This window comes from Leptolyngbya sp. GGD, from assembly GCF_026735145.1.
In the GTDB taxonomy this organism is placed as follows: Bacteria; Cyanobacteriota; Cyanobacteriia; order Leptolyngbyales; family Leptolyngbyaceae; genus Leptolyngbya; species Leptolyngbya boryana.
In genome coordinates this window covers 33747-46947 of the sequence record NZ_JAPQKE010000002.1, presented here as the reverse complement: position 1 = coordinate 46947, position 13201 = coordinate 33747, and the positions used below count along the sequence as shown (strand labels likewise).

The 13201-nt window shown below is 45.9% G+C and carries 11 protein-coding genes and 1 pseudogene; 5 read left to right on the top strand and 7 right to left on the bottom strand.

Annotation, left to right across the window (positions count from 1 at the left end; translation table 11 throughout):
* Positions 1-136: 136 nt before the first annotated feature.
* The 5 genes from glsA to OU814_RS09260 all read right to left on the bottom strand — a co-directional run bounded on the left by glsA (position 137) and on the right by OU814_RS09260 (position 4864).
* Positions 137-1180, bottom strand: a complete 1044-nt coding sequence (glsA, locus tag OU814_RS09280) for a glutaminase A (protein ID WP_326498294.1) — start codon at positions 1178-1180, stop codon at positions 137-139.
* A 220-nt stretch (positions 1181-1400) separates the two neighbouring features.
* Positions 1401-2156, bottom strand: a complete 756-nt coding sequence (locus tag OU814_RS09275; protein ID WP_268182174.1) for a MinD/ParA family ATP-binding protein — start codon at positions 2154-2156, stop codon at positions 1401-1403.
* Positions 2157-2580: 424 nt separating this feature from the next.
* Positions 2581-2946 (bottom strand): CHASE2 domain-containing protein, encoded by a 366-nt coding sequence (locus tag OU814_RS09270; protein WP_268182172.1) that lies wholly within the window; start codon positions 2944-2946, stop codon positions 2581-2583.
* A gap of 121 nt (positions 2947-3067) precedes the next feature.
* The gene (locus OU814_RS09265) at positions 3068-3400 is read right to left on the bottom strand and encodes an STAS domain-containing protein (RefSeq protein WP_190650252.1); all 333 of its coding nucleotides are present in this window, start codon (positions 3398-3400) and stop codon (positions 3068-3070) included.
* Positions 3401-3655: 255 nt separating this feature from the next.
* Entirely contained in the window at positions 3656-4864 is a 1209-nt protein-coding gene (locus OU814_RS09260) for a SpoIIE family protein phosphatase (protein ID WP_268182170.1), read from the bottom strand.
* A gap of 85 nt (positions 4865-4949) precedes the next feature.
* Between OU814_RS09260 and OU814_RS09255 the strand changes: the two genes are divergently transcribed.
* Positions 4950-5303 (top strand): STAS domain-containing protein, encoded by a 354-nt coding sequence (locus OU814_RS09255; protein WP_268182168.1) that lies wholly within the window; start codon positions 4950-4952, stop codon positions 5301-5303.
* Positions 5304-5317: 14 nt separating this feature from the next.
* Entirely contained in the window at positions 5318-5776 is a 459-nt protein-coding gene (locus OU814_RS09250) for an ATP-binding protein (RefSeq protein ID WP_268182166.1), read from the top strand.
* Between the two features lie 42 nt (positions 5777-5818).
* Here OU814_RS09250 and OU814_RS09245 read toward each other — a convergent pair whose 3' ends face one another.
* The gene (locus OU814_RS09245) at positions 5819-7126 is read right to left on the bottom strand and encodes a glutaminase (RefSeq protein WP_268182164.1); all 1308 of its coding nucleotides are present in this window, start codon (positions 7124-7126) and stop codon (positions 5819-5821) included.
* Positions 7127-7374: 248 nt separating this feature from the next.
* Between OU814_RS09245 and OU814_RS09240 the strand changes: the two genes are divergently transcribed.
* The 3 genes from OU814_RS09240 (at position 7375) to OU814_RS09230 (ending at position 12840) form a co-directional block, all read left to right on the top strand.
* The gene (locus tag OU814_RS09240) at positions 7375-9591 is read left to right on the top strand and encodes a SulP family inorganic anion transporter (protein ID WP_268182162.1); all 2217 of its coding nucleotides are present in this window, start codon (positions 7375-7377) and stop codon (positions 9589-9591) included.
* 38 nt (positions 9592-9629) lie between these two features.
* Positions 9630-11987 carry a cyclic nucleotide-binding domain-containing protein gene (locus tag OU814_RS09235; protein ID WP_268182160.1) on the top strand — a complete coding sequence of 786 codons (2358 nt, stop codon included), beginning with the start codon at positions 9630-9632 and terminating at the stop codon, positions 11985-11987.
* Between the two features lie 88 nt (positions 11988-12075).
* Positions 12076-12840, top strand: a complete 765-nt coding sequence (locus tag OU814_RS09230; protein WP_268182159.1) for a MinD/ParA family ATP-binding protein — start codon at positions 12076-12078, stop codon at positions 12838-12840.
* Positions 12841-13045: 205 nt separating this feature from the next.
* On the opposite strand, the pseudogene OU814_RS09225 reads toward OU814_RS09230, so the two are convergent.
* Positions 13046-13171: pseudogene (locus tag OU814_RS09225) on the bottom strand (IS701 family transposase); the annotation flags it as partial.
* Between the last annotated feature and the right edge of the window lie 30 nt (positions 13172-13201).

Genomic DNA, 13201 nt, shown 5'->3' with positions numbered 1-13201 from the left:
CCCGAATGCCTCCTTCAGGAGGGGCTGAACTGCCGCTTTGAGCGTCTGCACATACGTTAAAGCCTTCGGCTCTGCCGGAGGTTTATTACTACCGCAAACGTTCTCAATCCTGGATCTACAACTGTAATATATAGTATTACAGTGATTTGGTTCGGGTGAGTGCGTTGAGAAACTTAGAGTAATCATCGTGGAGATCAAAAGAGTGAAGCCCGAAGTGTTTCGACATTTCTTCACAGACTTTCACTCCCCGAATACTATTCCCGCGCGCATCTAGGCGAGGTGAGAACACTGCAATTCCCAAAAGTTTCGGGACAACTGCGACAATACCACCTCCTACACCGCTCTTTGCAGGAAGCCCTACTCGATATGCCCACTCTCCTGAATAATCGTACATCCCGCAGGTATACATCACACTGAGCACATCTTTAATATATTCAGAGTCTACAGCACGTTCACCGGTGATAGGGTTCACACCATTGTTTGCTAGTGTCGCACCCATGATCGCTAAATCGCGGCAAGTGACCAGAACAGAGCACTGCTTGAAGTACAAATCCAGCATGTCTTCAAGGTTAGCTTCTACCATGCCAAAGTTAAGCATCAGGTGAGCAATCGCTCGGTTGCGATGTCCGGTCGTTCGCTCTGAGGTGTAGACAGACATATCAACCTGAACCTCATGCCCGATATAGCGACGAAACATCTCTAGGACACGGTTGAGTTTATCCGTTGGATTCTCGCCTTTGACTAAACCCGCAGTCGCGATCGCACCAGCATTCACCATGGGATTATAAGGTCGTCCAGACTGTTCATCTAAAATAATCGCATTGAACGAATCGCCTGTAGGTTCAACACCTACTCGACCTAATACAAACTCCCGCCCACAGTCTTCTAGGGTAAGCCCATGCACGAAGGGTTTTGAAGCAGATTGAATGGTAAAAGACTTATGAGTATCACCGACCTCGAAAATTTGCCCATCAACCGTTACAACACAGATGCCAAACAATTCTGGATCCACTTTGGCAAGCTCTGGAATATAGTTAGCAGCCTCGCCCTCTGTGACAGACTTATACTTTGTATGCAGGTCATTCAAGAACCCCTGAAGGGGCGAAGCAACTGCTTTAAAGGGCTGAATCAATGAGTCAAGCTCATCAAAAGCCTTCTGTTTATCGTTATCTTCGGTCACTGCTAAACCACCTTTCTCGTGAGATGTAAGTTGTGTGTTGCCAAAAGCCAATGAACTAATTGTGTCAACACGTAATCCAATCAAAGTGAAATACTAGGAAAAACGAGAGCATTAACTTGTACTGCATGAAAAGAAGAATGATGAGGGTTGTCAGCCAGGGATGAATTGTTTAATCTATCTACGAATTATGTAAGCGATGGAGAGTGAATGCTGAAGTAAGCTAGGTAATAATTTGTGCTGTGGCTTGTCTAAGCTGATCTGTATAAGGATGATGAGGATATTCCAGACAGAAAATACCGCTACTTGCTAATTGAATCATTTCCTCACAAACTGGAAAGACACCTGCAACGGGAACCTGAAATGTAGTTGAAATTTGTTCCTTCACATCTTCGGGATTATAGGACGGTAAGACTTTATTAATCACGAGGACGGTTTTTGGCGCATCGAGTTTACGGGCAACCTGAAGCGTAACAGCGGTGCCCTGAAAGTCTTGGCGATCGGGGCGGAGAATGATCACTAATACGTCAGAAATTGCTACGGAGAGTAAGGTTTCTTTATTTAAACCAGGGTGTGTGTCAATAAAGAGGTAACTTAACTGAAGTTCTTTACACAGAGTGCGTAATCCATCGTTCAGCAGGGTAACGCTGTATCCTTCGTTTAAGATGCGAGCGATTTCACCTGCTTTGATGCTTGATGGAATTAAGTAAACCGAACCATTGGATTGAGCGATCCCAGGAGGGGTGACATCGTAGGAAGCTTCGGCAATGGTGCATCGCTCCCAAAGATAATCATTCAACGATCGCTGAATTGCCTGCTCATCCATGCCAAACAGAACGTGAATCCCAGGCGATTGAATATCGGTGTCCACGATCGCAACTCGATTTCCCTGAGATGCCGCAAGGACTGCAAGATTGGCCGTGAGATTCGATTTTCCTGTGCCTCCCCGAAATGAATGAACAGAAATAACCTTGACCATGCGCATTCTCCTTTGGATGCATCTGCTCACGTTCCCACTTCAATACTTAATCCAACGAGGATTCATTGAAGTTTTTCAATGATTTCTTAGCAAGGGAACCCCTTGAAATTTATTTCTTTAAAGCAAGGATATTCTGTCGTCTGGAATACACTTTGTCCCCACTGTTTATCCTGATGCACGTTAATTTTCTTAGCGATCTTTCAAGCGCTGGCTCTCTTGCTGTAAGTCATTGAAATCATCGAGATCTGCGTCAGTTTCTTCTCCTGAGACAAATAGGTCAGCTAAGGTCCATTTCTGATCAAGCCATAAATTTTGTGGAGGCCATAAATTTTGTGGAGGTTAGATGTTGCATATTCTTTCAAGCGCTTGCTTTCCTGCCTTGAGTTCTTGAATGAAATCGAACGCCTACTCCTCAGCAGTCTGTTTAGAGTTTTGACTTTATTAGTCCAGGATTGAAGCCACTTCCTGAGATCTCTCTTGGTTCTAATCTAGATTTTGCAGGGGGTTGCTGGTTGGAGCTATAGGGACTACTGTTGTCAACGCGATCGACACTAAACCAGAGCGGATGGCGAAGATACAACGCGAGAGTGATGCCCACCAATGACCAAGCCAAAATCCAAATCACTCCGATCGGAAATGACCAGAACCGAATCAAGGGTTCATGATCGAGAACCATGTCCAAGATTGAGCTGATCGATTGAGCATGAACCATCGCCCCCGGAATTTTCTGGAGATCATCCTTACTGGAACTGTGCAGCTTCTCTGCGGTGGATGCAAATCTAAGAAGCATGGCAACAATTTGATAGCAAGCAATCGCTACCAAAACCGGAGTGAGTCGGAATCGGAAGTCGAGCGAAAACATTGCCTAAACTACTTGTTCAGAATCAAATTCTCAGCGATCGCTGAGAATTTTAGAAACTTTTGATTGCCTCTGCCTCTGTTGGGTAAAGATGGAGCAAACTAGCAAATCCAGCGGTTTCTAGCACTTGTTTGACTGACTCATTAGCATCGCATAGCTTGAGGATTCCGCCGGAGCCTTGTAGGAGTTTTGCTGCGACAAGCAATGACCGTAATCCCGCACTGGTCAAAAATTCAAGTTCTGCAAGGTTAACGAGCACCTGCTTATTGTCGCCTTTTGCAATCCGCACTAATTCATCATAACTATAGCCGGATGTTCGAGAATCCAGCCGTCCTTTCATATCAACTACTAATACGCCGTAAGCCAAGCGGGTGCTAATTTCCATTGAAGTCTCCTGATACCAAATCCCTATAGTGCAAATTTCCTATAGTGCAAACCTCGATCGTTGAACAATCTCCTTTGATAAAACATCAGCTAAATTATCGAACCAAGACTTCTCAGAGCGGAAAATGACTGGAAAACTTTCATATTTGTATACACAACATTAATTACACAACATTAATTACACAACGGTATACACAACGGCTTGAGTCGCATTTTGTATAGTACGCCACAGACTTTTAAATAGCGTTTGGTAGCTCTATCGCCACTGCTCTCGTAAAGAAGATAAAGCGTCATTATTAATCGCCAACTCTGCTGCTGCTTCCTTAGAAACTGGTTCTCTGAGAAACTGAAGCGCAAGCATGGTCAGGTCATCTGATTGCTCAACTTCTCCTTGAAAGGCTTCGATCGCGGCTAGGGTCAGTTTAATCACTTCTTCGGCGGAACTATACTGATTCGATTTCAGCAGGTCTAGAAATCGCTGATCCGAAAAAAGGGTTTGGTCTTGATCCATCGCTTCTGTCACCCCATCTGTGTAGGTAATCAAAATATCGCCATTTTCTAAGGTTGTCTTGTCTTCTTTGTAGACCAAACCCTCGAGGACTCCGAGCGCGGTTCCATGACGTTGATTCAGTGGCTCGACTAAACCGTTTTGGCGGCGAATGTAGGGTGGATTGTGTCCTGCATTCGTGTAAACCAATTCGCCATCTGCTAGATTCAAAACGCCAAAGAAGAGAGTGACAAACATGCAGGAAGGATTCTCAGCACTGATCACATCATTCACATGGGTAAGAATTTTTGCAGGCGACAAATCAATATAAGCTTGCGATTTTAGTAAGGTTTTGATAACTGCCATAAATAAGGCGGCAGGAACCCCTTTACCAGACGCATCTCCGATACAAAAGCAAAAGCGATTTTCTTCAAATAAGTAGGATAGATTCTCCCGCCTAAAATAAAAGTCGTAGAAATCTCCGCCCACTTCACGAGCAGGCTTTAACGTTGCGTAGATGCCTAAATCTTTATGTTTAGAAAATGCGGAAGCGCCAAGAATTAGCATATCCATCTGAATCTCTCGACCGATCTGCAACTCGCTCTCCATGCGTTCTTTGATAGCAATGGCTTTTCTTAAATCCTCGATCGATTGTTCCAGTTCAGCCTCCCGTTTTTGCAAAGCACGGGCAAGTTCCCCGATTTCGTCCTGTCGTTGTAGCGTCAGCATTGCCAGAGCCGTAGAGCAGTCTGAATGAGATGATTTTTCATAATTTTGCTGAGAAAGCTCATTCGTCCATTGGATCAAACCTTGTAACGGTTTTGTGATGGTACGTGAGAATAAATGAGCGATCGCAATCGTTAGTATCGCTAAACCTGTTGTACTCCAAACGGTTGTGAATGGATTATATGCACCAATGATGAATGCTATCAGGGCAGTGGCTGAGAGCAAAATGAAAATCTTGGTCTCAATTTTCATAACAACAATTTGACAAAACTATCAAGACTCTAAATGATGTTTAGAATACACAGCAAGATCTTGAATATGCTGGAGATGCAACAATATGCAATTTGAGGTTACTCATCTAGACAACAAGATTAAGCAAGTCAAGCTGATTGGACGGTTAGATCTAAAAGGAACCAACGAAATCGATGATGCTTTCTCGTTTGCAGTCGGCTCTAGCAAAGCGCCGACCTTGATCGATATGTCAGAAGTAGAATTTATCGCCTCGATCGGGATGCAGATGCTCATTTCTAATACGAGATCACTGGCAAGGCGAAGTAGCAAACTTGTTTTATTGAACCCAACGCCGCTCGTCAGAGAAGCCCTTGTGACTGCTGGATTTGAATCACTAATTCCAATGTACGATGATTTTGATACTGCCTGTGCAGACCTGCAAACTGCTCTCGTTGAATAATGGGGAGCCTGTTGATGAATTTGCCTTCTACAAGCGCTCAAGATGTCGAACCGATGTGTCATCACCTTGTTCTAAGCAATCGGTTAGACGATTTGGACATTCTCAGCGCGTGGCTCAACCCACTATTTCAACACCTTCAGATCTCTCCTAGGGGAGCTTTTCGGATAGAACTGGTGCTCATGGAGGCAGTGACGAACGTGATGCAGTACGCCTACGAAGCACACGAAACTGGCGAGATTCAGGTAGCGCTCCATGCTCTCAATCAAACAGTCACCCTTGAACTTAGAGATAATGGACGACCATTTGATCCGCTTCAGCGCCCAGACGTGCAGTTACCCAAAAGTTTAGAGGAAGCTACTGAGGGTGGTTTGGGCATTCATCTCATTCGCAGCTATGTCGATGAGTGCCGTTATTCTAGAGATGGCACTCATAATGTGCTGACGATGAAAATTTGTGATTCGGATGAAGGCTAGTGACTCAGTCGTCGATCGACACACTGTTTCAATCGCTCCAACTCAAGAAGAATCGTGTTGATCCCGACGCTTTTTCATCCGGTCCAGTTTTTGTTTCAAGTTTTGGAAAGATTCGGACTCTACAATTTCAGCCACTTTTTGATCTTTTTCCGCCTTATTGATCTCAATTTGAAGGGTCTTAATTTGCTGTTTGAGCTGTTGCTCTCGGGCTTGCACTTGATCTGCCATGCGTTGAAACATTCGCGCCAGTTGACCGAGTTCATCGGTGCGCTGAGTCACTTCAGATAGATTCGTCTCATCATATCGGCCTTTCTCTAAGGCAGTAGCAGCATCTGTAATTCTGTTAACCTGCTCAATATATTTCATCATTTGTTGATTTCGTTCATAAATATCAAACAAATGTAAGTGATGCTCCTTGGAGATTGCTTCGCAGACTCGCACCGCCCGAACGGAATTGCCCCATTGATCCAAGTAGGGCGAGAAAACCCCTAATCCTAGCTTTTGGGGAACCACTGCCAGGAGTGCGCCGCTTGTACAAGTCTGGGCTGGCATCCCAACCTGGCGCATCCATTCGCCCGATCGCTCGTACATACCACAGGTCATGATCACACTGGTCACATCCTGGACATACTCTGCTGGGATCGCCTGTTCTCCGGTCACAGGATTTATGCCTCCATTGGCAAGGGTTGCCCCAATCATGGCAATATCATGGCTACTCACTAGCAGCGTACTATGTTGGAAATAGAGATCTAGGGTCTCTTCCACTGATCCCCCGATCAGATCAAACTTGAGCAAAAAGTTCGCGATCGCGCGTTCTCGGTGTCCCTGGGCTTTCATCGCTGAGAAAACTAAGGCATCGACAGTCAATTCTCGCCCCGTGTAGCGCTGAAATAGTTTCAAAATCCGCCGCAGTCGTTCCGTCACACTCCCGCCTCGAATCAGATTCGTGGTTACGATCGCACCCGTAGTGATGATGGGATTGTGAGGACAGCGATTAGGTTCATCCAATAAAATCGTGTTTGCCACTTCGCCCACAGGTTTGACACCCACCCGTTGATTGACATAGTCGCGTCCCCAATCTTCCAATGCCAATCCATAAATTAGCGCTCTAGAAAGCGCTTGAATGGGAAACTGTTGCGCCACATCTCCTACTTCAAAAACCTGACCATCCACTGAAATAACACAAATACCAAACCCGTCGGATTTGGTTTGAGTGTGACCCATCTGAACAACTCGTTTCCCCTCTTTTAAGGATCGATATTGCTGATGCAAATCGACCAGGTAGTTTCTCAGCGGGGAAGTTGCTGCTTGAATGGAATTTGTCAGTAAGGCAAGATGGTCGTCTGTCATTGAATCGTGAAATAGATAATTCGATAAGTCGGTAGATCAGGACTACTCCAGATCTTAGATCGACTTAGAAACGGTATCGCTGGCTCGGGGTGGAATCTCAGAAAGCCGGTTAGTTTTTTATCATTCTTAACAAGCTTAGGCGATCTACCTTTACAACCTTGATGCAATGATTATTATCGGAATCAGAGATTTTCAAGACTGTACCAGATCATCGTTACTTGAGCAGTCAAGCTTGGGGAGGTTCAACCATGCTGTCTTCGCTGAAACAGGAATTACAGGAGCAGTCATGGATTCCCATCCTGACGGCAGGATTGGTGATGGGAATTACAGTGATTTTAACAGGGATCATTCCGATGGCGGCTCTGGTCTTCTCTGGAGAGCTAGATCGGTTTCTGGCGACGGGCATTAGTCTTGCCCTTATGAGTGCTGCGGTGATTGGAGTTGTGTTGGCGCTGCGGAGTTCCTTCGTGGGAATGGTGGCGTTTCTCCTTGCCGAAGAAGCAACGATTTTAGGAGCAATGGCAACCACGATCGCGAAAAATATGCCTGCGAATGCCACCGATCAGGACATCCTGATGACGATCGTGGCAGCGATCGCAGGATCATCGGTATTGACAGGGGCATTTCTGTTTGCGTTAGGGCGATTTCGGTTAGGGGAGATCATTCGCTTTTTGCCCTATCCCGTGGTGGGCGGATTTCTTGCAGGGCTAGGATATTTGATTACCGAAGCGGCATTTCGAGTCGTCACCAATGGTAAGTACAGCTTCGTGAATTTTCCTCAACTTTTGCAGCCAGAGACTTTGCTGCAATGGGTTCCTGCTGTAGCGTTTGGTATTCTGCTCTTACTGGTCAGCCGTCGCCCTGTCCATTACCTCGTATTGCCGGGTCTGATCTTGGGCGCGATCGCGCTGTTCTACTTGGTGCTAGCACTAGCTCACCTATCTCCGGCTCAGGCTTTACAAGGAGGATGGTTGCTAGGTCCATTCCCAGAAGGAGGGGGGCGCAATCCCTTCAACCTCACGGCATTACTGCAAGCCAACTGGTCTCTGATTCTGCCTCAATTCAGTAACATGGCAGTGCTCATGCTGATCACAGCGCTCTCGCTCCTACTCGTTTGTAGTGCCCTAGAGTTAATGGTGGAGTGCAACATTGATCTGAATCAAGAGCTACAAGCCACGGGACTCGGTTGCTTGCTCTCAGGACTGTTCGGGGGTATGGTTGGAAGTCCTGCGGTTTTAGCCGCTTTATCGGGCAAGGTGGGGGCGAGAAGTCGGCTCACGGGACTCGTGACTGCACTGGTTTACTTGGGAGTTTTGCTAGCTGGCGTGTCATTTTTCACGTTCTTTCCCAAGCCTGTTTTAGGTGGTTTACTGGTGTATTTAGGGCTAGATCTCCTGGTGCTTCAACTCTATGATGGCTGGTTTAAGCTCCCCAAGATCGATTACGCGATCGTGCTTTTGATCATGGCAACAGTCGTACTCTTTGGTTTTTTGATCGGGGTTGCTGTAGGTTTAGTGGTGATGATTATCCTGTTTGCTTGGAACTACAGCCAAATTAATGTGGCGCGTCATACGCTATCGGGTTCGAGCTTCAGCAGCCATCGCAAACGTCCGATCAACCAAGAACGATTGTTGCAAGAAAAGGGCGATCAAACCTATGTCATGACCTTGCAAGGTTATATTTTCTTTGGAACTGCAAATCGTCTTCTCAACCAAATTCGCCAGCGCCTCAAGGCAACGGATACAGCAACCCTACATTTTGTAATTCTTGATTTTCAGTGGGTGACGGGATTAGATTCTTCAGCGATCGTCAGTTTTGTCAAGTTAAAACAGTTGGCTCACACACAGCAATTCCAGATTGTGTTTACCAATCTGTCTCCCGCCTTAGCCAAATTGCTCCATCAAAGTCGCCTACTCGCGCCAGAAGATCCCATTTGTTTTGAATTTCCCGATCTCGATCGCGGTTTAGAATGGTGCGAAAACCAAGTTTTAAGCGCGAGTAAATACCGTCGTTCCCGATTTTTACCCCTATCGCTGTTGCTCAAAACCATTCTGACCGAGGACAACGAACAGATCTCAACTTTGATGGGATATTTAGAAACCCTTCAAGTTGAGAAGAGTCAGCCTGTATTTTGCCAAGGCGATACACCGGATGCCTTTTACTTTGTGGAATCGGGAGAAATCAGTACCTTCGTGGAACTAGAAACTGGAAAAACTCAACGAGTTCAAACCCTAGGAGCAGGAACGATTCTAGGCGAAGTCGAGTTTTATACCCAAGCTCCCTATGCGCTCTCTGCGATCGCTGAAAAATCCTCCAAGCTTTACGGTTTGCGGACTTCTGCCTTACAGACCATGCAGCAAGCCCATCCTCAGTTAGCTGCGACGTTGAGTAATTTTATGATGCGATCGTTGGCCAATCGATTGGCTTCGGTTCAAAAAGAAATCACCCATCTCACAACCCGCTAACGATCGCTGGATTAGTAATCGGTAATTTTTGAGCAACGATGATGATTCCTCCCAAGATGGTGAATTTACCAGAAGCATTTACAACTTACATAGAAGAAAACTTCTATGGCAGGGTGACCGAGCAATCCAAATTAGAAGCGATTATTAACGACGCTCGATTTCTTGAGAACCCGTTAAAGCATGTTGCGTTGTTTTCGGATCACGGGATTGTACATGGCAAAGACATCTCGCAAAAGATTCAGCAGGTTCTCTGTCACATTAACGGTGTTCTGATTCCTGAGCGAACCGAGAATCAGTTAGCATTCTTGCTCGGGTACGGCGTGATGTTGGCTTACCTGCATGACATTGGGATGCGAGATTTTTCTGCCTTTGGGCGAGCCATGCATCCAGAATTTGCAGCACAACTCGTCTACACCGAGGAGTTTGATCCCCTGATCGATCAACTGTGGCAGGAAAATTCTGGCAATATTGCTTGGCGATTGATGAATCTTGCGCGAGGGGAGGTGTTGCAGCAAAATCCCCAACTGGTGCTGAGAGAAATGCTCGCGTTGTCCATCGGGCATAGCAAGAGCAAAATCTCGATCGCGACGCTCAACGATCCCCAAATCTTGAGAGCGACGATGCAAGAATGTTTGAGTACCAATTTGCACTATCTCTACTACCGACAGCAGATTGCAAAAGCAGAGACAAAACTGGCTCAAGCCAATGATCAGAATCTGGATACAGAAATTGTCGAAATTCTGACGCAACATCTAGACCAGGCAAGAAAAGATCTCATACAGTTTCTCCAGCAGAGTCCTACTCAGACTACGAATCCCAATCTTCAGCGCTACTATCACAACTTTGCCCAAGATTCGTTTCAATGGCTGATCAATCCCAGTGCTCCACTGAACGAATTCGTTGGAGATGTCATCGACACAATCCGGGCATTAAGATGTGCAGATGCACTGCGACAGCGAGGACATACTTTTAGAACCTCTGCTGGCTATGAAGTGCTAGTAAACCAGCACACCGCGAATGGCGTGTATGCCTTGCAATCTTCCGATGGTTCTAAACTCTTTTTACTAGAGGGTAAAGATGCCATCAGCAGTGGAGAAGCCAATATGACAGGCTGTGAATTAGACCAGGATAGAAATTTACGAGTGTCTTTCGATCGTGGTTCTTTTTCCAGTCCCGAAGCTGTTCACTGGGCAGCATACAGTGCAGCCTTGGTGATCAATGATATTCAAGCCGATGTGATTGGCAGTTTTAGCCGTTCCCCTGAGACAGACGCTGCCCAATCGGTGAAAAAACCAGCCAGCGAGATGCAAATTCTCGTGGAAGGGGTCGATGACAATCCCAATTTTTCTGAGGCAGTATGTCGGGAATTAGGACGCATGAATCCCGCGATCGCTTCCCGTTGCCGACCTGTTGCCTCGCTACAAAAAGCTGATCTTGCTGAAGTTGAGCGTTATTTGGCTGGAATTACCCCCGTCTGGAGTCTAGAAGACCAGCGCCAGATCTTAGTTGAAATTGCTAAGTCTGGGCAAAAAATAGATCATTTGGATTTAGACCAAGCTTTTCAAGAAGTCAAAATTATTACGATTAGAGCGGGAGAGGTGTTGATGGAAAATGGTTCACCCGCAAGTTTTGTCTACATCCCAATGAGTCAAGGCTTAAAAGTTTTTCCTGATGGTGGCTATGCGGCTGCCCTAGCTCAGCCCTGGATGTCAATTGGGGATACTGCGGCGATTAAAGGCTCTGTCCGCAATGCCCGGGTGATTGCAGAACGAGACACTAAACTCTTGATGCTACCTAAGCAAGTCTATCTGCAATCCTGGTACAACCCCTATACCTTAAACGAGTTTGTACACCTATTTGAAGGAGATGGCTCCATGTTACGTCGTCGCCATCTCCTAACCCCGATCGCCATTCAGAAAAAACAACTGAATAAGAGCCGTCGGCAACGCTTTTTGCCTTTAGCCTTACAACTCAAGACCCTGTTTCAGGATGCAGAACAGGTGAAACCCTTTATGACCTACTTAGAAAAACTCGATCTTTTCAAAGATGAGCCTTTATTTCAGCAGGGAGATGAGGTCGATGGACTGTACTTTATTGAGATAGGACAGGTCAGGCTATCCGTAAAACTGTATGGCGGACAGTGCAGCCCTGTGCAGATCTGTAGTGCGGGAGAACTGGTTGGAGAAGTTGATTTCTATACGCAAACCGTCTATCAAACGACTGCGATCGCAACTCAAAACAGTCAGGTCTATCGCTTGACTCGGCACGCTCTCCAACAGATGCAACAGGAACACCCCTCTGCTGCGATCGCATTTAGCGAGATGATCCTCACCCGCATTGCAAATCGTGTTGTGGAATTTACAAATCGGCAAGACCCTACCTCAAGTGCAGGTTAGAATCATTCCGACTTGCACAAATTGTCTCTGTTTACCGTCCAAATCAAAGCTCCAACTATACTGATTCATCATCAAAAGGACAACAACAATGACTAAAATCGTATCGATTCATTCCTATCGAGGTGGAACTGGCAAATCTAATATCACTGCCAATTTAGCTGCTAGCATGGCGCTTCAAGGTAAACGGGTCGGTATTGTTGACACAGATATTCAATCTCCAGGAATTAACATTCTCTTTGGTTTGGGAGAAGCTGCGATCAAGTGCACACTGAATGACTATCTCTGGGGACGCTGTGCAATTAAAGATGCGGCTTATGATGTGAGTGATGTGTTTGAAGGAAAAGTAAAAGCTGGTACAGTGTATTTATTACCGTCCAGTATGAAGAGTGAGGACATTGCAAGAGTGTTGAGCCAAGGCTATGATGTCGAGCTGCTACAAACTGGCTTCTATGACATCGCAGAACAGTTGAAGCTCGATTATCTCTTTGTAGACACCCATCCCGGCATCAATGAAGAAACTCTGTTATCCATTGGGATCTCAAACACCTTAGTACTCATCTTGCGCCCTGACCAACAGGACTATTTGGGCACTGCGGTTGTTTTAGAAGTAGCAGATAACTTAGATGTGCCTCAAATCTTATTAGTCATCAACAAGATCCTACCGGAGTTTGATCCAGAACTGCTCAAGCAGAAAGCTGAGAATGCCTATCAACGATCCGTGGCAGGATTATTACCGATTGCAACTGAAATAATGCGCTTGGGTAGCCAGGGAATTTTCTGCTTGCAGTATCCTGATCATCCCGTTTCACAGGAATTTCGGCAGATTGCGAATCAATTCAATCATTCAGCTTGAAACAGGGTGGTGTTCTAGACCTGTGTATATTATGGGAAAATACAGCTGTTCTTAACTAGCACTACTCCGTTAAGTAGTATTCCAAGATAAATCACTGTGGTGACGTTGACAACGAGGGCAGACAACAAGGCTCAGGGCCTTGAGAATGACTTGCCGAACCGATGGAAGTGTACATCGACTTCCTTTTTGTGCGTCGCCAAAGCAGCAAAAAGCAATATGCCATGAAGCACAGCACCAAATGGTGATTCAAGCCTCTCCAAGACTCCCCTTCAAAGTGATCCAGTCCCAGTTCTTCCTTCAGTTGCTGATAAGCTTGCTTAATCGTCCATCGTTGATGTGCCTAAGCTAAGAGTTGCGGCAA

Bases quoted from the DNA above. Each gene is read 5' to 3' on its own strand.
- OU814_RS09260 (WP_268182170.1), bottom strand. From the start codon at position 4,864: ATGAAAATTGAGACCAAGATTTTCATTTTGCTCTCAGCCACTGCCCTG.
- OU814_RS09255 (WP_268182168.1), top strand. From the start codon at position 4,950: ATGCAATTTGAGGTTACTCATCTAGACAACAAGATTAAGCAAGTCAAG.
- OU814_RS09245 (WP_268182164.1), bottom strand. From the start codon at position 7,126: ATGACAGACGACCATCTTGCCTTACTGACAAATTCCATTCAAGCAGCA.
- OU814_RS09270 (WP_268182172.1), bottom strand. From the start codon at position 2,946: ATGCTTCTTAGATTTGCATCCACCGCAGAGAAGCTGCACAGTTCCAGT.
- OU814_RS09250 (WP_268182166.1), top strand. From the start codon at position 5,318: ATGAATTTGCCTTCTACAAGCGCTCAAGATGTCGAACCGATGTGTCAT.
- OU814_RS09240 (WP_268182162.1), top strand. From the start codon at position 7,375: ATGCTGTCTTCGCTGAAACAGGAATTACAGGAGCAGTCATGGATTCCC.
- OU814_RS09235 (WP_268182160.1), top strand. From the start codon at position 9,630: ATGATGATTCCTCCCAAGATGGTGAATTTACCAGAAGCATTTACAACT.
- OU814_RS09230 (WP_268182159.1), top strand. From the start codon at position 12,076: ATGACTAAAATCGTATCGATTCATTCCTATCGAGGTGGAACTGGCAAA.
- OU814_RS09275 (WP_268182174.1), bottom strand. From the start codon at position 2,156: ATGGTCAAGGTTATTTCTGTTCATTCATTTCGGGGAGGCACAGGAAAA.
- OU814_RS09265 (WP_190650252.1), bottom strand. From the start codon at position 3,400: ATGGAAATTAGCACCCGCTTGGCTTACGGCGTATTAGTAGTTGATATG.